12 protein-coding genes are annotated in these 23,270 nt (G+C 62.3%); 6 read left to right on the top strand and 6 right to left on the bottom strand.

The window, feature by feature from the left end:
- Positions 1–36: 36 nt before the first annotated feature.
- Positions 37–810 carry an L-iditol 2-dehydrogenase gene (locus FXO12_RS06835; protein ID WP_057977113.1) on the top strand — a complete coding sequence of 258 codons (774 nt, stop codon included), beginning with the start codon at positions 37–39 and terminating at the stop codon, positions 808–810.
- A gap of 222 nt (positions 811–1,032) precedes the next feature.
- Positions 1,033–1,680 carry an isochorismatase family protein gene (locus FXO12_RS06830; RefSeq protein WP_160049598.1) on the top strand — a complete coding sequence of 216 codons (648 nt, stop codon included), beginning with the start codon at positions 1,033–1,035 and terminating at the stop codon, positions 1,678–1,680.
- Between the two features lie 63 nt (positions 1,681–1,743).
- On the opposite strand, the gene FXO12_RS06825 is transcribed toward FXO12_RS06830, so the two are convergent.
- From FXO12_RS06825 to FXO12_RS06815, 3 genes are read right to left on the bottom strand one after another with little or no spacing between them, the layout of a single operon-like run.
- On the bottom strand, positions 1,744–2,832 hold the full coding sequence (locus FXO12_RS06825; protein WP_057977116.1) for a DUF3396 domain-containing protein: 1,089 nt from the start codon (positions 2,830–2,832) through the stop codon (positions 1,744–1,746).
- Positions 2,833–2,847: 15 nt separating this feature from the next.
- On the bottom strand, positions 2,848–3,546 hold the full coding sequence (locus FXO12_RS06820; RefSeq protein WP_054897050.1) for a VRR-NUC domain-containing protein: 699 nt from the start codon (positions 3,544–3,546) through the stop codon (positions 2,848–2,850).
- On the bottom strand, positions 3,543–4,061 hold the full coding sequence (locus tag FXO12_RS06815) for a PAAR domain-containing protein (RefSeq protein ID WP_082423389.1): 519 nt from the start codon (positions 4,059–4,061) through the stop codon (positions 3,543–3,545). The genes FXO12_RS06820 and FXO12_RS06815 overlap by 4 nt, the downstream gene beginning before the upstream one ends.
- Before the next feature lie 525 nt (positions 4,062–4,586).
- On the opposite strand from FXO12_RS06815, the gene FXO12_RS06810 reads away from it, so the two are divergent.
- Together FXO12_RS06810 and FXO12_RS06805 are read left to right on the top strand one after the other, a co-directional pair.
- Positions 4,587–5,159, top strand: coding sequence for a DUF2239 family protein (locus FXO12_RS06810; RefSeq protein ID WP_054897051.1), 573 nt, complete (start codon positions 4,587–4,589; stop codon positions 5,157–5,159).
- A 19-nt stretch (positions 5,160–5,178) separates the two neighbouring features.
- Complete coding sequence (locus FXO12_RS06805) at positions 5,179–6,534, top strand: MATE family efflux transporter (RefSeq protein WP_054897052.1); 1,356 nt, start codon at positions 5,179–5,181, stop codon at positions 6,532–6,534.
- Here the strand turns inward: FXO12_RS06805 and FXO12_RS06800 are convergent.
- The gene (locus tag FXO12_RS06800) at positions 6,518–7,105 is read right to left on the bottom strand and encodes a TetR/AcrR family transcriptional regulator (protein ID WP_054897053.1); all 588 of its coding nucleotides are present in this window, start codon (positions 7,103–7,105) and stop codon (positions 6,518–6,520) included. The two genes, FXO12_RS06805 and FXO12_RS06800, sit on opposite strands and share 17 nt — an antisense overlap.
- Before the next feature lie 132 nt (positions 7,106–7,237).
- Between FXO12_RS06800 and FXO12_RS06795 the strand changes: the two genes are divergently transcribed.
- Positions 7,238–8,410, top strand: a complete 1,173-nt coding sequence (locus tag FXO12_RS06795) for an MFS transporter (protein ID WP_054897054.1) — start codon at positions 7,238–7,240, stop codon at positions 8,408–8,410.
- On the opposite strand, the gene FXO12_RS06790 is transcribed toward FXO12_RS06795, so the two are convergent.
- Positions 8,411–8,776 carry a type II toxin-antitoxin system HicB family antitoxin gene (locus tag FXO12_RS06790; protein ID WP_014718824.1) on the bottom strand — a complete coding sequence of 122 codons (366 nt, stop codon included), beginning with the start codon at positions 8,774–8,776 and terminating at the stop codon, positions 8,411–8,413.
- Positions 8,773–9,024 (bottom strand): type II toxin-antitoxin system HicA family toxin, encoded by a 252-nt coding sequence (locus FXO12_RS06785; RefSeq protein ID WP_057977120.1) that lies wholly within the window; start codon positions 9,022–9,024, stop codon positions 8,773–8,775. The genes FXO12_RS06790 and FXO12_RS06785 overlap by 4 nt, the downstream gene beginning before the upstream one ends.
- Positions 9,025–9,234: 210 nt before the next feature.
- On the opposite strand from FXO12_RS06785, the gene FXO12_RS06780 reads away from it, so the two are divergent.
- Positions 9,235–23,268, top strand: coding sequence for a non-ribosomal peptide synthase/polyketide synthase (locus tag FXO12_RS06780; RefSeq protein WP_160049597.1), 14,034 nt, complete (start codon positions 9,235–9,237; stop codon positions 23,266–23,268).
- Positions 23,269–23,270 lie beyond the last annotated feature (2 nt).

Genomic DNA, 23,270 nt, shown 5'->3' with positions numbered 1-23,270 from the left:
CACCGACTACCGGCAATAACCTTTACAGGACCCCCCATGAAACGACTCGAAGGCAAAAGCGCGCTGATCACTGGATCGGCGCGAGGCATTGGCCGTGCGTTCGCCCAGGCCTACATCGCTGAAGGCGCCACCGTGGCCATCGCCGACATCAACCTGCAGCAGGCCCAGGCCACCGCCGCCGAACTGGGGCCCAAGGCTTACGCGGTGTCGATGGATGTCACCGACCAAGCCTCCATCGACGCGGCGATCGCCACGGTGGTGAGCCACGCCGGCAAGCTCGATATCCTGATCAACAACGCCGCCCTGTTCGACCTGGCCCCCATCATCGACATCACCCGCGACAGCTTTGAACGACTGTTCTCGATCAACGTCGCCGGCACCCTGTTCACCCTGCAGGCCGCAGCCCGACAGATGATCAACCAGGGGCATGGCGGCAAGATCATCAACATGGCCAGCCAGGCCGGGCGGCGGGGCGAGCCGTTGGTGGCGGTCTATTGCGCGACCAAGGCGGCGGTGATCAGCCTGACGCAATCGGCGGGCTTGAACCTGATCAAGCAGGGCATCAACGTCAATGCCATCGCCCCCGGTGTGGTGGACGGCGAGCATTGGGATGGGGTGGATGCGCTGTTCGCCAGGCATGAAGGGCTGGCGCCTGGCGAGAAGAAAAAGCGCGTAGGGGATGAGGTGCCGTTTGGGCGGATGGGCACGGCTGAAGACCTGACTGGCATGGCGATCTTCCTGGCGTCGACGGACGCCGACTATGTGGTGGCCCAGACCTATAACGTTGATGGCGGCAATTGGCTGAACTAGCGGTTAACGCTGACCCAACTGTGGGAGCTGGCTTGCCTGCGATAGCGTTGGTGGATTCACTCCCGTCATTGCAGGCGAGCCAGCTCCCACCTTTGAACTTCAGCGTGCTTGAGAATAGGGTAAGTCAGCAACGCATCGATCCCCGCAGTAAACTGTCCCATACTTCAAGATTTCTACGCTCGCCCGGAGGCGGTCGTACGTGCAGACCACCCGAGAACGACCATGAGCCTTTCGAAAGCCGCCATCGCTTCATTTGACGTCGACGCCCAGAAGAGCTTCACGCCCTTGTGTCCCAACGAGTTGCCAGTGGCCGGTGGCGACGGCATTGGTGCCGAACTCAATTACATGGCCAGTCTCGCCGGCCACCGCATCGGCAGCAAGGACGCCCACACCCCCCACGCACCCTGGGTGGTTGCGCAGCACAGCGAGATGCTGCAACCCACCGGCCTGGCCCATGCCGATGTGACCTGCGTCAGCCACTGCGTGCCGGGTACTGAAGGGTTCACCCTGCTCGATGAATTGCCCACGCCCTATGACTACGACTACTTCATCTGGAAAGGTGTCGAGCCCGACCTGCACCCCTACGGCGCCTGTTACCACGACCTGCACGACAAACTGTCCACCGGCGTCATCGAGTACCTCAAGGCCCACGGCGTGGCCCGCGTGATTGTGGGCGGGCTGGCGCTGGACTATTGCGTCAAGACCACTGCGTTGCAGTTGCTCAAAGCCGGATTGCAAGTGGTCCTGCATTTGCCGGCGTGCCGAGGCATCAGCGAGGAGGGCGGTGTACAGGCTGTCGACGAATTGCTCAAGGCTGGTGCACACATCAGTCGCACCCGCGAAGAATTGGTCGTGGTGGTCGCGCGTTAAGCAGATTCCGGTGAGGCCATCGCCTCTGTCAGTTGGCGGTCGAGCAGGTGAATTACGCCGCGTCTATAAGCGCCCTGGCAGAGTATTTGTAGCATCCAGGCAGGGTTCGTCGCGAAGTAACTTGGCATGCCAGCTGGGGATGTCGCCTGTATCCACATCCAAGCGCTTGAGCCACTGGTCAGCCGACCAGTCCACCAGCCGCAACTCGCCGTTATGAGAGCCGCCGTGCAATGAACCCACCGTCTCGTAGCGAATGCCCTTGAGTACATGGTTCAGTATTACGTAGGCGGCCGGCTTCGGATCCTCGGCATCACCACCAAGGTAGGGGTATGCGCCGGCCTGGATCACTACGCCGCTACCGTAGTCATAGAAGGCAAAATGGCTGGAGGGTAGCTGCGTACGTAATCCTTCCAGGCCGCCAACCAACTCCAGGCGAGTTTGGTCGAGCAAGGTCAGCCAACTGACCGTCTTGATTTTTGTAGGTTTGAACTCGGGGATATTAGCCAGTAGACCGGCTGTTCCCACATCCAAACCAGGCATGCGTGCCGCCATAAAGGCTTCAGTAGGTTCGTTGCCGTCCCGGTTGGTGACGGAAAGGTTGAAGGCATGTCCCGCGTAACCCTGTTCTGGAGCCAATCGGCGTGCTGAGTCAAGGTACAAACGCAGGAAGCTGAGTGGGTTTTGCTCTTGGTACAGAAGCGGTACTGAGAACTCCAGAGTGCTTATTTCATCCCCCATCTTTGCCTTCCATCCTCGCGTACCACACACATTGAAGAGCCAAGCGCTGGCGTCATTTGATTGTTTGCCACTGAGGTAGTAGAAGCTGAGAAGGTCATCCTCATCCATTACTTCCATCATGTCGCGTAATGGCTTTGCATCGGCATAAGCTGAAAGTGGTTTACCCTGAGGAGGCTCTTCGCGCCAGACCCAAGTGAGGTAGGGCTCAGCCAAGCGCTTGAAGTCGTCAAAGCACTGGCACAGTGCCTCCCGTACCAAACGTGTGTGTGCATCCTTGAAATAAAGCGTCCCGCGCAGGCAGAGCACCGCGCCGATATAGTTCTGGCGTCCGCACTTCATGAGCAAGTGGCCGGGTATTTCCAGCAGATGTGGTTGCTTGACAAGTTCTTCGGCCACATTGAATTCCGGTTCCATTGGCATTCCTCCGAATTAGTAAGCGGGGGTCATTGGTCGAGGGGAGCGGCCACGCGTCAGGATAAACATCATCCCCCCTGCGATGGCTGCAGCCCACCCGAGCTGCTCCACTGGCACATTGGACTGCTGACTTTGCTGGCTACAGTCGCATTCGGTAGATGTCATCTCAACAACCCTGTTTTTGTTGCCAGCAATGTTCGCATAATCCTGCGCCTGCTCCACTTTCGGTGGGTCAGGTGGAAACTTCATCTCCACCACTTGCTTGATGTTGTCCTGAGTTGGCGGCTTGCTGGCGTCCTTGACGATCACCACATCGGGCCGGCGAATCATCCCTTTCCCGGGTTTGAACGGTGGATGCTCTGGGTCGTCATTCCAATATTTGTTGATCCAGCCCGGTATCCAGCCATGAGGGCTATTCCCCGTTTGGCTGTCGAGGATTGGCCGTGGTGGTCGCTTGGTCATGTCGTAACTGACTTGCTTATACGGACTGCGCCTCTGGAGAATCTCGTCAAGCTCCCCAAGGCGCTGGGCCACGCAGGCCTGTTTGAGATGCTTGCCATCTTGGCTGATGTTGGGCGTGCCGCTGCAATAGCAAATTGCCGAGCACAGTACGTTCTTGTCTTGGGGATCGAGCTTCGGTTTCAGAATGCCCACAGGGTTAATCTTTCCGTCTGGGCTCATGCCCCCCTGAGAAAGGCTGGGTTGCCCATTCATTCTTCGCCTTCCTGCATCAAGTCAATATGGATAGACTCTGACGCAGCATGGCTAATCCACGATGTCATGCCTTCGCTATTCGTGGTGTCGAGCGCGTTCCAACCGGCACTCGACCAAACCTTTACCTTGCGGCCAACGATAGGTTTTCCGGTTTCCTGATCTATGAGTTGAAAGCGTCCAGAGTAATGGGTATTGGAACTGCCCAATGGCACCATGGGGCTGAGTGGGGGCGGTGTGAATTGATCGCCTATGATCACAGTACCCGATCCACCGATGATCACGTTGCCATGTTCACCCACACTGCCGAGCGTTGCGGCAGGTTTTCCATTGATAAAAACTGTCGATGATACGGCCGAACTGATCGGGCTCCCGCAAGCAGATGGATCACCTTGGCGCGCTGCGGGCAAACCATCGAAGAAGACGTCAGGAGAACCTTCGATGATGGAGGCGACACCATGTCCCGGAATTGGACATGTCGTAGGGTCAGTAACGCGGGCGGCGGGCTTTCCACTCATAGTGCCGAACCTCGGGAAAGTGGCTGCAGATCAAGAAAGTGCGCTGAATTAACGAGACGCTTCGCAAGCATATCAATCGCCATACTCGTTCCTTGTCTGATCGTTCGCCGGTAGTGGCGCGTGGCGTACTTTTCCTATTCCTCCGATTAACTACAAGATGCTTAACCGCGAACGGGAAGTACCTGTCAAAGAAAAGAAAAATCTCCTACATGATTGCGGGGTATTGATTCTTTACGCTCTACATTCTTATGCATTCGCAAGTAAGGGAATGACAATTGGGATATTCAAAGATGGTTCCCCGGCGCTCATCTCACTACCGGTGAGTGCATTGAGGGAGATATCAACCTGCGTCCGCTGTTTTGCTTCCATCGATGCAGGTCCGGCGATTGCTGGAGCAGGGGGACCAGAGAGGTTCACCTAGGTCGAGGTGCCACAAGCAGATCGCGCCCGCAAAAGATCCTTGCAAGTCGGCAAATTAAGCCTAATATTATCCGGGTAAAACAAATAAAATCCGGGTAATAAAAGATGACCACGCACACCCTTTCCCTCTGCACTGCGTTCGCAGGTCATCAATGCATCGCCGCGGGGACCTATGTCGATGTGGCCGAGTCCCTTGTCGCCCAGGCTTTGCCAGCCGGTAGCTTCCTGGTCTTCGATGACGCCACGGGCACTCAAGTCGATTATCCGTGGCCAGCAGGTCACGCGCCGCACCCTCCCCAGGCCGAAAGCGACGACGAGCCACCCGCAACGCCCTCGGTAGGCCGCCCGAAGTTGGGCGTCGTCGCCCGGGAAGTCACATTGCTGCCACGTCATTGGGAGTGGCTCGGCCAGCAGCGTGGTGGTGCGTCGGCTGCCTTGCGCCGGTTGGTGGATGAAGCGCGTATGGCTCATGCCAGCGCTGATCAATTGCGCCAGGCCAAGGAGGCCAGCTATCGCTTCATGAGCGCGATTGGCGGCAATCTGCCGGGCTTTGAAGACGCCTCGCGTGCGCTGTTTGCCCAGGACAGGGACGGCTTCTCGAACAGTATCGCGCACTGGCCGACGGACGTGCGCACCTACCTGGCCTGGCTGTCGCGCAATGCCTTCCCAGTCCAATAATCAAGGGGCTCAGACCTTCATGGACGTCACCCAGCAACGCCCGCTGTGGCAAATCTATCTGTTGTTCCTGGCACCGATGGTGCTGTCCAATTTCCTGCAAAGCTTTTCCGGCACCCTCAACGGCATTTACGTTGGCCAGATGCTGGGCACCCAGGCATTGGCCGCGGTGTCGGGGATGTTTCCCATCGTGTTTTTCTTTATCGCCCTGGTGATCGGCCTGGGGGCGGGCGCCTCGGTGTTGATCGGCCAGGCATGGGGCGCCCAGGAGACCGGAATGGTCAAGGTGATTACCGGTGCCACCCTGACCCTGGGCGCCTTGGTGGGCCTAGTGGCCGCCGTGCTGGGCAGCCTGTTTGCGCGCCCGGCATTGCAGGCGTTGGGCACGCCGGTGGATGTGCTCGACAATGCCGTGGGCTACGCCCAGATGATGATGTTGATCATGCCGTTGCTGCTGGTGTTCATCCTCTATACCCAACTGTTGCGTGGGGTCAGCGACACGATTTCGCCGTTGCTGGCATTGATGGTCTCGACCCTGGTGGGCTTGCTGCTGACGCCTGCGCTGATTCGCGGCTGGATCGGCCTGCCGCCCATGGGCATCCAGAGTGCGGTGTATGCGGGGCTGGTAGGTAACGCTTTGGCGATGCTGTTTCTGGTCCTGCGCCTGCGCCACAAAAAACACGTGATGGCACCAGACCGCGAGTTGCTTGCCGCCTTGCGCCTGGACCGCGTCGTCCTCGGCAAAGTCCTGCGCATCGGCCTGCCGACGGGCTTGCAGATGGTGGTGCTATCGCTGTCGGAGCTGGTCATCCTGGCCCTGGTCAACGGCCACGGTTCCCAGGCCACGGCGGCCTATGGCGCGGTGACGCAGATCGTCAACTATGTGCAGTTCCCGGCGCTGTCGATTGCCATCACCGCCTCGATCCTCGGCGCCCAGGCGATTGGCGCCGGGCGCCTGGAGCGTATCGGGCCGATCCTGCGCACGGGGCTTGTGATCAACCTGTGCCTCACCGGTGGCTTGATCGTGCTCGGCTATGGGCTGTCCCACTGGTTGCTGGGCCTGTTCATCACCGACGACAGCGCACGGGTACGGGCCGAACACCTGCTGCACATCATGCTCTGGAGCATTCTGGTATTCGGCTTCCAGGCGGTGATCGGCGGCATCATGCGCGCCAGCGGCGTGGTGCTGATGCCGGTGGCGATCTCGATCTTCTGCGTGCTTGGCGTAGAACTGCCAATGGCCTATCTGTTCAACGCCCACTTCGGATTGGAAGGAGTGTGGATGGCATTTCCGGTGACCTACCTGGCGATGCTGGTGTTGCAGATCGCCTATTACCGCCTGGTGTGGCGGCATAAGCAGATCAAACGGTTGGTGTGAGGCTCAGCCCCTGCAGGAGCAGCTTCAGGCCTTGCAAGCCTTCCTCCAGCCGTGTGCCCGGGTGTTCATCCCGGGCAATCCACAACGCGGTATTGACCAGGCTGCCGTTGATCAACTGCGCCAGTGCGTGGCTGGGTGCCGTAGGCATCAGACCCGCTTGCATCAGGGCCTCCAGCAATTGACGCAAGGATTCCACGCAGTGTTGTTGGGAGCCGGTGTCGCCCAGTACCGCCGGTGCATCCTGCAATACAATGCGCTGGATTTCCGGGTCCTGGGCCATGCGCAGATAGGCCCGGCAGCGCTCGCAAAAACCACTCCAAGGCTCTACGGCCTGCTCCGAGATGCGTTGCAAGCGCGCGTCCATCTCGCTGTCGAGTTGAGCGACCACCGCCGCCAGCAGCCCTTTTTTGTCACCAAAGTGGTGATACAGCGCACCGCGCGTCAGGCCGGCGCGGGCAGTGAAGTCATCCATCGAGGTATTGGCATAGCCTTGGGTGGCGAAGGCCCGGCGCGCGCTCGCTATCAGGCGGGCGCGGGTGTCTTCGATCATTTCAGCTCGGGCTCGGCTCATGGGCGTCTCTTGGCTAAGTGATTGACATACGTTGCGTATGCGAAGCATGATTTGCCACATACGCGCCGTATGTATTCTGCCCTGATGGTTTCAGATAGCAAGCCCAGGGCGTCGAGCAAGAGGTCAAGCAGGATGGCAAACCCCTACGCTGAATTATTCCAAGCCCCCGGTGCCCGGGCCTTTGTGCTCGCTGGCATGCTGGCACGCATGCCGATATCCATGACCGGCATCGGCCTGATCACCATGCTGTCCCAGGTGCATGGCGGCTATGGCCTGGCCGGTTCGGTGGCGGCAGTGTTTGCCCTGGCCACGGCGATTTGCGCGCCGCAAGTGTCACGTTGGGTGGACCGCTACAGCCAGGGCAGGGTGCTGCCGATTGCCGCGCTGATCGGCGGCGGGGCGCTATTGATGTTGCTGCTGTGTACGCGGTTGCAGGCGCCGAATTGGACGCTGTTTCTGTTCGCCGCGCTGGCGGGCTGCATACCCAATATGTCGGCCATGGTGCGAGCGCGCTGGACCGAGTTGTACCGTGGCCAGCCCAGGCTGCAAACCGCGTTTGCCCTGGAGTCGGTACTTGATGAGGTGTGCTTCATCATCGGCCCGCCCATTTCGGTGGGGTTGAGCGTGGCGGTGTTCCCAGAAGCCGGGCCCCTGGTGGCGGCGTTGTTGCTGGCGGTGGGCGTCACCACCTTTGTGCTGCAACGGCAAACCGAGCCACCGGTACACGCGCATCAGGGAGCACACGGTCGCTGGCTGATTGCGTCGCCGTCGGTATTGATCCTGATGATTTTGCTGCTGGCCATGGGCGTGATCGTCGGCGTGGTGGATGTGGTCAGCGTGGCCTTCGCCCAGCATCAAGGCCAGCCGGCGGCGGCGAGTATCGTGCTGTCGGTGTATGCCATTGGTTCGTGCCTGGCGGGGTTGGCCTTCGGTGCCCTCAAACTCAAGGCACCGTTGCCACGCCAGTTCCTGTACTGCGGCGTAGCCACGGCGTTGACCACCTTGCCCTTGCTGTTGGTGAGCAATATTCCCGGCTTGGCCGCTGCAATCTTTATCTCCGGGCTGTTCTTCGCGCCCACCTTGATTGTGTCGATGGCCATGGTGGAGCAGATCGTCCCGGCCAGCCGCCTTACCGAAGGCATGACCTGGCTGATCACCGGCCTGAGCATCGGCGTGGCCATTGGCGCCGCCAGTTCGGGGTGGATGATCGACCACTTTGGCGCCACCAGCGGGTTTTGGGTGGCGCTGGCGGCGGGGGCGGTGGTAGCGGGCTCGGCGGTAGTGGGTTACCGGCGGTTGGGATAGTCAGCCAATCGTCGGGCATGGCTCTGGGTAGTGATGCTGCAGAAATTCGTTCAGCGCCTGACGCGTGAGATCATTCAATGTCACTTTCTTACGGTTTGCCGCCAGGGCAGCGGCCAAATGCAAGTCATGCCCGACGCGTACGTTGAATGAACCTTTGCACGGTTTCTCCGGCGTGTGCCCCAGGCTCTGGCAGGTAGCGAGATAATCATCCACCGCGCCACGGAAGGCTGCGTCCAGTTCAGCCACAGTTTTGCCTTCATAGCTCACCAATGCCTTGATGAACAGGATTTTACCAAACAGGCAGTTGTCCTCGAGGCTGGCTTCGATGGAGCCGATGTAGCCTTTGTGTTTCAGTTGGTTGTTCACTGAATCAGTTCTCCTGATTTCAATTGTTCGATGATCTGGCGCCGAATGTAGTGTTTCAGTTCGTTGCCGGGGTGAGGCTTGTGCAGGGAGATCATTGCACTGGGGTCGCCCATGTCGAACTTGACCCGGCTTCCGGCCCCTTCAATCTGTGTGTATCCCAATCGGCGTAATAACGTGACGAGCTCAGACCAGGTAAATGCCATGTGCTCATTGAGCAGTTTGGCGAGCAGCTTTTCATTCTTGGACACGGCGTTCCCTGCGTGTAACTAAATGTAGTTGCAAAAAGTGGTGTTCGTCAATGCTAGCTCAGCTTCGTGCGGCTTCGCGGGGATTGATGTAACCCCCGATGACAGCCTGTGCGGCGCCCCCCATTCCCCCGCTAATTTTTCCCCGCCCGGTTCGTTTTATAGGGACGACGTGCCTTTGTGCTTCCCGCCTATTGCCCCGGATTCCAAGAAATGAATGCTGAAGACTCCTTGAAACTTGCTCGCCGGTTTATCGGGCTGCCCCTGGAAAAGCGCCAACTGTTCCTGCAAGCCTTGCAGAAAGAAGGCGTGGATTTTTCAAGGTTTCCGATTCCGGCAGGGGTGGAGGTGGAGGACCGCCAGGCGCTGTCCTACGCGCAGCAGCGCATGTGGTTTCTATGGCAGTTGGACCCGGCCAGCGGCGCCTACAATTTGCCCGGCGCAGTGCGCTTGAGGGGGGCGCTGAGCCTGCCAGCGCTGGAGCAAGCGTTCGCCAACCTGGTGGCGCGTCACGAAACCTTGCGCACGGTGTTCCAGCGTCAGGCTGATGAGCGGCTGGTGCAGGTGGCGGTGGAGCCGTCGGTGACCGTCGAGCACCTGGACTTCACGGCCTTGGCCATCGACGCACGGGAGCAGGCCGTCAACGCCGCCGCCACCCGTCAATCGCTGTTGCCGTTCGACCTGGAACACGGGCCGCTGCTGCGCGTGCAACTGCTCAAGCTTGCCGAGCAGGAACACGTGCTGCTGCTGACCCTGCACCACATCGTTTCCGACGGTTGGTCGATGAATGTGCTGATTGACGAATTCATCCGTTGCTATGACGCCCATGAGCGCAACGAAGCGCCCCAACTGCCGGCGCTGCCCATCCAGTACAGTGACTACGCCCTGTGGCAGCGCCGCTGGCTGGAAGCGGGCGAGCAGGCCCGCCAGTTGGAGTACTGGCAGGCTCGCCTGGGCGATGAACATCCGGTTCTGGAGCTGCCCACCGACCACCCGCGCCCGGCCATGCCCAGCTACCAAGGCACACGGCACAACTTCGCGATTGAGCCGGCACTGGCCGCGCAACTGCGCAGCTGCGCGCAAAAACACAACGTCACCCTGTTCATGCTGCTGCTCGGTGCCTTCAATGTGCTGTTGCACCGCTATACCGGCCAGGGCGACATTCGCGTCGGTGTGCCGATTGCCAATCGCAATCGCACCGAAGTCGAGGGGCTGATCGGTTTCTTCGTCAACACCCAAGTGTTGCGCACCGAACTGACCGGGCAAACCCGGGTTGCCGAGTTGCTGCAAGGTATCAAGGAGCATGCCCTGGGCGCCCAGGCCCATCAGGAGTTGCCCTTCGAACGGCTGGTGGAAGCGCTGAAAATCGAGCGCAGCCTGAGCCACACGCCGCTGTTCCAGGTGATGTATAACCATCAGCCGGTAGTCGCCGACATCGCCTCGGTCAGCACCGCATCGGGCCTGGAATTGGCCCTGGTGGAATGGCAAGGCCGCACCACCCAGTTCGATCTGACACTGGACACCTATGAAAAGTCCGGCACCCTGCATGCCGCGCTGACCTACGCCAATGACTTGTTCGATACGCCCACCATCGAGCGCATGGCCCGGCATTGGATCGGCCTGTTGCAAGCCATGGTGCTCGATGGCGAACAGCGCATTGGCGAATTGCCCATGCTTGACGCGGCTGAACAGCAACGGCTGGTCCACAGCTGGAACCAGACCGCCGAGGCGTACCCGACCGAGCGCGGGATTCATCACCTCATCGAAGACCAGGCGCGGCGCAGCCCCGATGCACCGGCACTGGTGTTCGGTACCACCACCTTGACCTACGCCCAACTGGATGCGCGCGCCAACCAGTTGGCCCATGCCCTGGGCGAGCAGGGCGTGGGGCCCGACGTGCTGGTAGGTATCTGCATCGAGCGCTCCATCGAAATGGTGGTTGGCCTGCTGGCGATTCTCAAGGCCGGTGGCGCCTACGTGCCCCTCGACCCTGAGTACCCCCGGGAACGCCTGGCCTACATGATCGAAGACAGTGGCATTCAGTTGCTGCTCAGCCAGCAGAGCCTGCTGGCGTCGCTGCCCGTCGCCGGTATCCAGGTATTTGCCCTGGACCAGCCGGCGCTATTGCTCGACGGCTACAGCAGCGATTCACCGAACGTGGCCTTGCATGCCCTCAACCTGGCCTACGTGATCTACACCTCGGGCTCCACCGGCAAGCCCAAAGGCGCCGGCAATAGCCATCGCGCCTTGGTCAACCGCTTGAGCTGGATGCAACAGGCGTATGGCCTGGGCGCCAATGACGCGGTGTTGCAGAAAACCCCGTTCAGCTTTGACGTGTCGGTGTGGGAGTTCTTCTGGCCGCTGATGACCGGCGCCCGCCTGGTGGTCGCGGCGCCTGGCGAACACCGTGAACCGGCGCGCCTGATTGACACCATTGGCCGACACGTCATCACCACCTTGCACTTCGTGCCGTCGATGTTGCAGGCGTTTATCCATGAGCCGGGCGTACAGGCGTGCGCAAGCCTCACGCGCATTGTGTGCAGCGGCGAAGCCTTGCCCCTGGACGCGCAACAGCAAGTGTTCGCCAAGTTGCCCGCTGCGGCGCTGTACAACCTCTATGGCCCGACCGAGGCGGCCATCGACGTCACACACTGGACCTGCATTGACGAAGGCGCCGATAGCGTGCCCATCGGCCGCCCCATCGCCAATCTCGGCACCTACGTGCTGGACGCGCAACTCAACCCGGTGCCGGCCGGCGTCAGTGGCGAACTCTACCTGGGCGGCGTCGGCCTGGCGCGCAGTTACCATCGGCGCCCGGCGCTCACCGCCGAACGTTTTGTACCCAGCCCCTTTGTGACAGGCGAACGCCTGTATCGCACCGGTGACCGCGTGCGCCAACGTGCCGATGGGGTAATCGAATACCTCGGCCGTCTCGATCATCAGGTCAAGTTGCGCGGCTTGCGTATCGAGCTGGGCGAAATCGAAGCACGCCTGATGCAGCATCCACACGTGCGCGAAGCCGTGGTACTGGTACAGGGCGGCAAGCAGTTGGTCGCCTATCTTGTACACGCAGGCGAGGCGCCAACGGGCCTCAAGGAATGGTTGCTCAGCAGCTTGCCGGAATACATGGTGCCGACGCATTTCATTGCGCTGCCCAAGCTGCCGGTGACCGCCAACGGCAAGCTCGACCGCAAGGCGTTGCCACTGCCGGATGCGGCGCAGCAGCAGGCATTTGTCGCCCCCCAAGGCGACCTGCAAACAGCCCTGGCTGCCATCTGGAGCGACGTGCTGGGCGTTGAGCAGGTCGGCCAGGACGATAACTTCTTCGAGCTGGGCGGCGATTCGATCATCTCTATCCAGGTGGTCAGCCGCGCCCGTCAGGCCGGCATTCGCCTGAGCCCGCGTGACCTGTTCCAGTACCAGAACATCCGCAGCCTGGCTCTGGTGGCGCGCTTTGAGCAGGTCAGCCTGATCGACCAGGGCCCGGTCAGTGGCGAGGTGATGCTGACGCCCGTCCAACACAGTTTTTTCGACCAGCCGATCCCGGCGCGGCATCACTGGAATCAATCCTTGTTACTGGTGCCCGGTGAGGTGCTTGAGCCTGCACGGTTGGAGGCCGCGCTGGCGCGGTTGATCCAGCATCACGACGCTTTGCGCCTGCGCTTTGTGCAGCAGGCTGGCGGCTGGCAGCAGAGCCATGCTGCCTATGTCAGCGAACCGCTGTTGTGGCAATGCCAGGCCGGCACCGACGCTGAACTGGCGGCGCTGTGTGATGAAGCCCAGCGCAGCCTTGACCTTGCCCAAGGTCCACTGCTGCGCGCCGCGTTGGTGAGCATGGCCGATGGCAGCCAGCGTGTGCTGTTGGTGATCCATCACTTGGTGGTGGATGGTGTGTCCTGGCGCATCCTGCTCGAAGACCTGCAACAGGCCTACCGCGAACAGGTGCTGCCGGCAAAAACCAGTGCCTACCAGCGCTGGGCGCAACAGTTGCACCGCCACGCGCAGACCGTCGAGGAGCAACTGCCGTACTGGCAAGCCCAATCCATCGACGCCGAGCTGCCGTGTGATCACCCCGAAGGCGGCCTGCAAAACCGCCTGGGCGCCAAGCTGGAAACACGCCTTGACGCCGAGCACACCCGCCGACTGCTGCAAGACGCGCCAGCGGCCTATCGCACCCAGGTCAACGACCTGCTGTTGACCGCCCTGGCGCGGGTGATCAGCCGTTGGAGCGAGCAACCTGCTGCGCTCATTCAATTGGAAGGTCACGGCCGTGAAGATCTGTTTGACGACATCGACCTGAGCCGCACCGTCGGCTGGTTCACCAGCCTGTACCCGGTGCGTCTGCACGCCGAAGGCGAGTTGCCCGAGGCGATCAAGGCGGTGAAGGAACAACTGCGCGCCGTGCCCGACAAAGGCCTGGGCTACGGCCTGCTGCGCTACCTGGGCGCGCCACACGCGCAGGAAAGCCTTGCGAACCTTACCGCGCCGCGCATCACCTTCAACTACCTGGGCCAGTTCGACCGTCAGTTCAACGAGTCGGCACTGTTCGTGCCGGCCAGTCAGGGCAGTGGCCAGGCCCAGGATCCAGAGGCGCCGCTGGCCAACTGGCTGACGCTGGAAGGTCAGGTATATGGCGGCGAGCTGTCGTTGCAATGGGGGTTCAGCCGGGAGATGTTCGAGGCGGCAACTGTTCAAGGTCTGGCGGACGAGTACGCAACTGAACTTAGGGTGCTGATCGAGCATTGTTGTGCCACGCCGGCAGGCCAGGTGAGCCCGTCGGATTTCCCGCTGGCACGCCTCACCCAGCAGCAACTGGATGCCTTGCCCGTGGCCGGGCCGGCGATTGCCGACCTTTATCCGCTGTCGCCGATGCAGCAAGGCATGCTGTTCCACACCCTGTTGGAACCCGAGGCCCAGGCCTACATCAACCAGTTGCGCCTGGACATCGAGGGCCTCGATTTGCTCGCTTTCGGGCGTGCCTGGCAGGCTGCACTGGATCGTCACGACATCCTGCGCAGTAGCTTCCATTGGCTGGGCCTGGACAGTGCTCATCAGCTGATCCAGCGCCAGGTCGACCTGCAACTGGAAGTGATCGAAGACCCCGACGCCGATTTCGACACCCTGGCCCAGGCCGAACGCGAACGCGGTTTTGCCCTGAATGCCGCGCCGCTGTTTCGCCTGACGCTGGTGCGCGGTGCCGGTGCGGCCTGGCACTTTATCTTCACCAGCCACCACATCCTCATGGACGGCTGGAGTAACGCGCAGTTGCTCGGTGAAGTCATCGCTCACTATGCGGGGCAGGCAGTGTCGGCGCCGCTCGGGCAGTTCCGCGATTACCTCGCCTGGCTGCAACAACAATCCTCGGGCGAAGCGTTCTGGAAAAACGCCCTGGCGGCATTGCCGGCGCCGACCCTGCTGGCGCAAGCGTTGCGCAAGCCGGTGGACGCGGTTGGCATGGCTGACCATCACGTGGCACTGGACAGCGACTTTACCCGCCGCCTGGGCGACTTTGCACGCGAGCAAAAAGTCACCCTCAATACCGTGTTGCAAGGCGCCTGGAGCCTACTGCTGCAACGCTACACCGGCCAGGACTGCGTCGCCTTCGGTGCCACCGTGGCCGGGCGTTCCGCACCGCTGCCGGGGATCGAGCAGCAACTGGGCCTGTTCATCAACACCTTGCCGATCATCAGCGCAGCCTCGCCAGCCCAGTCGGCCGCAACCTGGCTCAGCGAACTGCAAGCGCTCAACCTCAGCCTGCGCGACCATGAACATGTGCCGCTCTACGACATCCAGGGCTGGGCCGGCCAGCAGGGCGCGCTGTTCGACACCTTGCTGGTGTTCGAGAACTTCCCGGTCGCCGAGGCGCTCAAGCAAGGCGCGCCGGCCGGCCTGACCTTCGGTCACCTGCACAACCATGAGCGCACGCACTATCCATTGACCCTGGGCATCGAACTGGGCGCCAGCCTGCGCCTGGAATTCAGTTATGACCGTGCCCAGTTCAGCGAGGCGCACGTGGCGCAGTTGAGCGCCAACCTGCAACACCTGCTGGCGCAATTGCTCGCAGACGCTCACATGCCGCTGGGCAACCTGCGCCTTCTCGACGCCCCTGTGCAACGGCAGATGCTCGCTCTGAGCCGCTCAGCCGCAGCGCCCCAGGCCAACGAGCGCGTGCATCAGCGTATCGCAGCCCAGGCCGAGGCGACGCCAGACGCCCTGGCTGTGCAGGCCAGTGACGCCAGCTTGAGCTACGCCCAGTTGAACCAGCGCGCCAACCGCCTGGCCCATCGCCTGTTGGCGCTTGGTGTCGGCCCCGGTCAACGGGTGGGCCTGGCTTCGCGGCGTGGCCCGCAATTGATCGTCAGCCTGCTGGCAGTGCTCAAAAGCGGGGCGGCCTACGTACCGCTGGACCCTGAATACCCGGCGGAACGTTTGGCCTACATGCTCGCCGACAGCCGCCTGGACGTGCTGCTCAGCGAAACCGGCTTGCTCGCCGACTTGCCTTTGCCCCGCGGCCTGACCCGCATGGATTTCAGCGCCAGTGGCGACGAACTGACCGGCTACCCGACGACCAATCCGCCTAATCACGCGGCGGCGGCTGACCTGGCCTATGTGATCTACACCTCTGGCTCCACCGGCCAGCCCAAAGGCGTGGCCATCGACCATGCCGCCCTTGGCCAGTTCTGTGACAGCGCCACGCTGTACAGCCGACTGAGCGCCGAGGACCGCGTGCTGCAGTTTGCGACCTTCAGCTTCGATGGTTTTGTCGAACAGTGCTTCCCGTCCCTGTGTGCGGGCGCGGCGTTGATCATGCGTGGCGATGAACTCTGGGATGCCGGGCAACTGGCGCAAGAGATTGTCGAGCAGGGCGTGACCCTGGCCGATCTGCCCGCCGCCTACTGGTACCTGTTGGCGCAAGAGTGCGCCGAGCACCGTCGCTCCCTGGGCAAGCTGCGCCAGGTACATGTGGGGGGTGAAGCCATGTCAGTGGAGGGCGTGCGTGCGTGGTACGCCGCGGGCTTGGGCAATGTGCGGCTGGTCAACACCTACGGGCCGACCGAAGCCACGGTGGTCTCTAGCGTGCATGAGTGCCAATTGGCCGATGCCAACGACGCCTACGGCGTGCCAATCGGGCAGGCGATTGCCGGGCGCGGCCTGTATGTACTCGACAGCGGTTTCGAACTGTTGGCCACCGATGGCGTGGGCGAGCTGTGCATTGGTGCCGAGGTTGGCTTGGCGCAACGCTATTTCGACCGCCCGGCGCTGACCGCCGAGCGCTTCTTGCCGGACCCGTTTTCCGCCATGCCCGGTGCGCGGCTTTATCGCAGTGGCGACCTGGCCCGGTACAACCCGGCGGGTGCGCTGGAGTACGTCGGGCGTATCGACCATCAAGTGAAGATTCGTGGCCTGCGTATCGAAATGGGCGAAATCGAAGCCAGCCTGCAAGCCTTGCCCAATGTGCGAGAAGCCGCCGTGCTTGCGCAGCCGAGCGCGACCGGCGTGCAGTTGGTGGCGTACGTGGTGCCCGCCGAAGGCCAAGCGCTGGAGGCACAGGCACTGGCGGCGCGCTTGCGCCAGACGTTGCCGGACTACATGGTGCCGGGCCATTGGGTGGTCCTCGATGCCTTGCCGTTGAACCACAACGGCAAGCTCGACCGCCGTGCGCTGCCCACACCCGACCTGAACCAGGCCAGCGCCGCCTACGTGGCGCCGCAAAGTCCATTGCAAATCCAGTTGGCGGCGATCTGGCAAGCAGTGTTGCAGGTCGAGCAGGTTGGCCTGGAAGATCACTTCTTCGAACGCGGCGGCCACTCCTTGCTGGCCACCCAAGTGATCTCCCGGGTGCGCCACGATCTCAAGCTGGAAGTGCCGTTGCGGGCCCTGTTCGAACAGCCGACGCTGGCCGCTTTCGCAGCGGCGTGCGCAGGCGTGCAGGCCGATACCGCGCCTGTGATGCAGGCGGTTGGCCGTGAGCAGCCGCTGGCGTTGTCCTTTGCCCAGGAGCGGCAGTGGTTTCTCTGGCAATTGGATCCCACCAGCGCGGCCTATCATGTGCCCAGCGCCTTGCACCTGCGCGGTGAACTCCACATCGCGGCGCTGGAGCGCGCCGTCGAGGCCCTGGTGCAGCGCCATGAACCGCTGCGTACCACCTTTGTGGAGGCGGGCGAGTACACCGTGCAAGTCATCCACCCAAGCCTGGCAGTGCCGGTTGAACAACAAGAGGTCGACGCCGGCGCTATCGAGCAGGCTGTCACCGAAGAGATCCAGCGCCCGTTCGACCTGCGCAACGGCCCGCTGATGCGCGTCAAGTTGCTGATCGTCGCGCCTGATCACCATGTGCTGGTCATCACCCAGCACCACATCATCTCTGACGGCTGGTCGATGCAAGTGATGATCGACGAGTGGGTGGCGCTGTACCAAGGCGACGCAGGGTTGCCGGCCTTGCCGATCCAGTACGCCGACTACGCCCAGTGGCAGCGCGACTGGATGGCGGCTGGGGAACAACAACGCCAGCTCGATTACTGGTGCGCTCGACTGGGGCACGAACATTCGTTGCTGGACCTGCCGCTGGACTATCCACGCCCCGCAGTGCAGAGCCATCGTGGCGCGCGCCGCCAGATTCATCTGGAGCGTGCGCTGCTGACTGAACTCAAGACCCTGGCCCAGCGTCAGGACGTGACGCTGTTCATGCTGTTGCTGGCCTCGTTCCAGACCTTGCTGCACCGCTACAGCGGCCAGGCACAGGTGCGTGTCGGCGTACCGGTCGCCAACCGTAATCGCTTCGAAACCGAGCGACTGCTGGGCTTTTTCGTCAACACCCAGGTGCTGCAAGCTGACGTGCACGGGCAGATGCCGTTCGACCAGTTGCTGGCCCAGGTCAAGCAGCGTGCCCTGGAGGCGCAGGCCCATCAGGACCTGCCGTTCGAGCAGCTCGTGCAAGTGTTGCAGCCCGAGCGCAGCCTGAGCCATAACCCGCTGTTCCAGGTGATGTTCAACCATCAGGACAGCCTGCGTTCAGCCCCGGTGCAATTGTCCGGCCTGGCTTTGCAGCCAGTGGATTGGGCCGGTCACAGCACGCAATTCGACCTGAACCTGGAAACCGAGGAATCGGCGGACGGTCTCTGGGCCTCGCTGACTTACGCCACGGATCTGTTTGACGCGGCGACCGTGGAACGCCTGGCCGAGCATTGGCAAAACCTGCTGCGCGCGGTCCTGCAGGATGCCTCGGTGGCCTTGGACGACCTGGCGATGCTCAGCCCGTCGCAATGGCAGCACATGGTGCACGACTGGAACCGCAGCGACACCGACTACCCACGCGAACGCTGCGTACACCAGTTGTTTGAGGCCCAGGCCGCGGCGCAACCCGACGCCATCGCGCTGCACTTCAATGATGAGCGCCTGAGCTACGGCGAACTCAACCGTCGCGCCAATCGGCTCGCCCATCGTCTGATCGACATGGGCGTCGGCCCGGACGTGCTGGTGGCGGTGCACGTGGAGCGTTCCCTGGACATGGTGGTTGGCTTGCTCGCGACCCTCAAGGCCGGTGGCGCCTATGTGCCGCTCGACCCGCAATTCCCGGCAGAGCGCCTGGCCTACATGCTTGAAGACAGCCGCGCCCGGGTATTGCTGACGCAACCGCACCTGCTGGGGCACCTGGCTCAGCCGCACGGCGTGCAGGTGCTGATGGTGGAGGAGGCCGGCACAGCGCAGCACAATCCCCAGGTTGCCGTGACACCGGAGCATCTGGCCTACGTGATCTACACCTCTGGCTCCACTGGCAAGCCCAAAGGGGTGATGGTTCGTCACAAGGCGCTGTGCAGCTTCACCAGCGGCATGGCCGGCACGTTGAGTGTCGGCCAGGATGCGCGGCTGTTGTCGCTGACCACCTTCTCGTTCGACATCTTCGCCCTGGAGCTGTATGTGCCGCTGAGTGTCGGCGGTACCGTGGTGCTGAGCACCCAGGCAACGGCCCTCGACCCCGAGGCGATCCTCGATCTGGCCCAGCGTCAGGCGGCGAATGTGCTGCAAGCCACGCCTTCGACCTGGCGCATGTTGCTCGACAGCCCACGGGCTCATTCACTGCGTGGCATCGCCTGCCTGTGCGGTGGCGAAGCGCTGCCCGTCGATTTGGCCCAGCGCATGCTCGACCTGCAAGGCCCGTTGTGGAACCTCTATGGCCCGACGGAAACCACCATCTGGTCGGCGGCTCATCGTTTGCATCAGGCATTGCCGTTCGTTGGACGGCCCATCGCCAATACCGGCTTGTTCATCCTCAATGCCGGTCTCACGCCATGCCCCCAAGGTGTGTCCGGTGAGCTGCTGATCGGCGGTGTCGGCCTGGCGCGGGGTTACCACGGGCAGCCGGCGCTGACCGCCGAACGCTTCGTGCCCAACCCGTTTGGGGCTCCGGGCGAACGCCTGTACCGTACCGGCGACCTGGCACGCTATCGGGCCGACGGCGTGGTGGAATACATCGGCCGCGTCGACCATCAGGTCAAGGTCCGGGGTTTCCGTATCGAGCTGGGTGAAATCGAAGCCTGCTTGCGTGAGTTCGACGGCGTACGCGAAGCCGTGGTGCTGGCCGATAACGACCGGCTGATCGCTTACCTGGTCAGCGCCGCGCCGCAGGCGGCGCAGGTCTATAAAACCGCGCTGCGCGAGCGCTTGCCGGACTACATGGTGCCCGCGCAGTGGCTGTTCCTCGACAGCCTGCCGCTGACCCCCAACGGCAAGCTCGACCGCAAGGCATTGCCCAAACCGGATGCCAGCCTGTCGCTCAAGGGCCATGTAGCGCCCGTCACCCCGCGTGAGCAGCAGGTAGCGGCGATCTGGGCCGAGGTACTGGAATTGCCCCGGGTGGGCCTCGACGATCATTTCTTCGAGTTGGGCGGGCATTCATTGCTGGCCACGCGGGTGGTGTCACGGGTGCGTCAGGCCCTGGCGCTGGAAGTCCCACTCAAGGCCTTGTTCGAACAGCCGCTACTGGGTGATTTCGTGCGGGCCTTGGGCGAGGAGGGCGTCACCGCGCCGGCATTGATCAAGGCCGACCGCACGCAGCCTCTGCCGCTGTCTTATGCCCAGGAGCGCCAGTGGTTCCTCTGGCAACTGGACCCGGCCGGCGCCGCGTATCACATCCCCAGCGCCTTGCGTTTGCAGGGGCCGTTGGACCTGACCGCGCTGCAAGAGAGCTTTGATAGCTTGCTGGCTCGCCATGAAAGCCTGCGCACGTATTTCCGTCAGGACGCCACCGGCGCGGTTCAAGTCATTGACGCCCAGGGCCGGGTCGATATCGAGCAGGTCGACAGCGACTATGCCGGCCTCAAGGCGCGGGTCGCGCAGGTGATCGCCCAGCCTTTCGACCTGCTGCGTGGGCCGCTGCTGCGGGTCACCTTGCTGCGCCTGGCCGAGGACGACCACGTGCTGGTGCTGGTGCAGCATCACATCGTCTCTGACGGCTGGTCGATGCAGTTGATGGTCGAAGAGTTGGTGCAGGCGTATGCCGCTAACAGCCAAGGCCAAGACGTGCAATTGCCGGCGCTGCCGATCCAGTACGCCGATTATGCCGTGTGGCAGCGCGGTTGGATGGAGGCGGGGGAGCAGGCGCGTCAACTGGCCTACTGGCGCGAGCAGTTGAGCGGCGAGCAACCGGTGCTGGAGTTGCCGTTCGACCATCCGCGCCCAGCACAGCCAAGCCATCGCGGCGCACGCTTGGGTATCGAGTTGCATCCGGAGTTGTTGGGCAGTTTGCGCGCACTGGCGCAGCACGCTGGCGTCACGCTGCCGATGCTCCTGCTGGCGTCTTACCAAGCGTTGCTGCATCGCTACAGCGGCCAGGAAGATGTGCGCGTGGGCGTGCCGATTGCCAACCGCAACCGCTTGGAAACCGAGGGGTTGATCGGCTTCTTCGTCAACACCCAAGTGCTCAAGGCCGATATCCACGGGCAAATGAGCACCGAGCAACTGCTGCACCAGGTGCGTCAGCGCTCCCTGGAGGCCCAGGCTCACCAGGACCTGCCGTTCGAACAGCTTGTGCAGGCATTGCAACCGGAGCGCAGCCTTAGCCTGAGCCCGTTGTTCCAAGTGTTGTTCAACCACCGTGTGAGCGTTGCCGACAGCCATCTGCATCGCCTGGCCGACCTGCACGTCGAAGTCCTGGATCTGGACGAAGGCGTGGCCCAGTTCGACCTGGCGCTGGATGTGGAAGAAAGCCAGACGGCCCTGCGTGCCTCTCTGAGTTATGCCACCGATCTGTTCGCTGTGGCGACCATCGAGCGCATGGCCGGGCATTGGCAGAACCTCTTGCGGGCAATGGTGATCGACCCACAGCAACCCATCAGCCAATTGAGCTTGCTGGGCGAGGATGAGCAACAGCAGATTCTTGAGCTGTGGAACCAGGCCGACGCCGGCTTCTCAGCCGAGCGCCTGGTGCATGAATTGGTCGGCGATCGCGCCCGGCAAACCCCGGACGCAGTGGCGGTTAAATTCGATACTCAAACCCTGACTTACGGTGAACTGGATCGCCAGGCCAATCGCCTGGCCCGTGCCCTGATCGCCCGTGGCGTCGGCGCGGAAGTGCGGGTGGCCATCGCCATGCCGCGCAGTGCCGAGATCATGGTGGCGTTCCTGGCGGTGATGAAAGCCGGTGGTGTGTATGTGCCGCTGGATATCGAATACCCACGTGATCGCCTGCTGTACATGATGCAAGACAGCCGTGCGCAACTGCTGCTGACTCACAGCCGGGCGTTGCAGCAACTGCCAGTCCCCGAGGGTCTGGATACCCTGGCGATTGATCGCACCGAAGAATGGGCCGGTTACAGCGATACGGCACCGGATGTGGCTCTGGACGGCGACAACCTTGCCTACGTGATCTACACCTCCGGCTCCACCGGTTTGCCCAAGGGCGTGGCGGTGGCTCATGGGCCGTTGGTGGCGCATATCATCGCCACTGGCGAGCGTTATGAGACCTCACCGGCCGATTGCGAACTGCACTTCATGTCCTTCGCCTTCGACGGTTCCCACGAAGGCTGGATGCACCCGCTGATCAACGGCGCCAGCGTGTTGATCCGTGATGACAGCCTGTGGCTGCCGGAATACACCTACGAGCAGATGCATCGCCACGACGTGACCATGGCGGTGTTCCCACCGGTGTACCTGCAACAGTTGGCCGAACATGCCGAGCGCGACGGCAACCCACCGGCGGTGCGGGTGTATTGCTTCGGTGGTGATGCCGTTGCTCAAGCCAGCTATGACCTGGCTTGGAGAGCGCTGAGCCCCAAGTACTTGTTCAACGGCTATGGGCCGACGGAAACCGTGGTCACGCCGCTGCTGTGGAAGGCACGCAAGGGCGACCCTTGCGGCGCCGTCTACGCGCCCATCGGCACCTTGCTGGGCAACCGCAGCGGTTATGTATTGGACACGCAACTGAACCTGCAACCCATCGGCGTGGCCGGCGAGTTGTACCTGGGCGGCGAGGGCGTGGCGCGGGGTTATCTGGAGCGCCCGGCACTGACTGCCGAGCGTTTCGTGCCGGACCCGTTCGGCAAGCCCGGCAGTCGCGTGTATCGCAGTGGTGACCTGACTCGCGGGCGTCCGGATGGCGTAGTGGATTACCTGGGCCGTGTCGACCATCAGGTGAAGATTCGCGGTTTCCGTATCGAACTGGGGGAAATCGAAGCGCGCTTGCGTGAGCAAGCCAGTGTCGGTGAAACCGTGGTGGTCGCCCAGGAGGGGCCGACCGGCAAACAACTGGTGGCCTATGTGGTACCGGCCGACGCCAGCCTGGCCGACCAGGTTGAGTTCCGTGACGCCCTGCGTCGTGCCCTGAAAGCCGACCTGCCGGACTACATGGTGCCCAGCCACTTCGTATTCCTGGCGCAGATGCCGCTGACCCCCAACGGCAAGCTCGACCGCAAAGGCCTGCCGGTGCCGGATGCGAGCCAGATGCAGCAGCAGTACCTGGCTCCGCAAACCGAGCTTGAGCAGCAGATCGCCACAATCTGGGCCGACATCCTGCACCTGCCGCAAGTGGGCCTGAACGACAACTTCTTTGATGTCGGTGGCCACTCCTTGCTGGCGATCCAGATTACCTCGCGGGTGCAGGCCGAGCTCGGCCTGGACGTACCGTTGATGGAACTGTTCCAGACCGAATCGCTGCGCGCCTACGTGCAGGCCGCAGCCACTTTCCGCGCCGGCAGCGTGGAAGATTTTGATGACCTTCGTGACTTTTTGAGCGAACTAGAGGCGATTTGAAC

This window comes from Pseudomonas sp. J380 (assembly GCF_009827115.1).
GTDB lineage: Bacteria > Pseudomonadota > Gammaproteobacteria > Pseudomonadales > Pseudomonadaceae > Aquipseudomonas > Aquipseudomonas paracarnis.
This window is presented reverse-complemented; position numbering and strand designations above follow the sequence as displayed.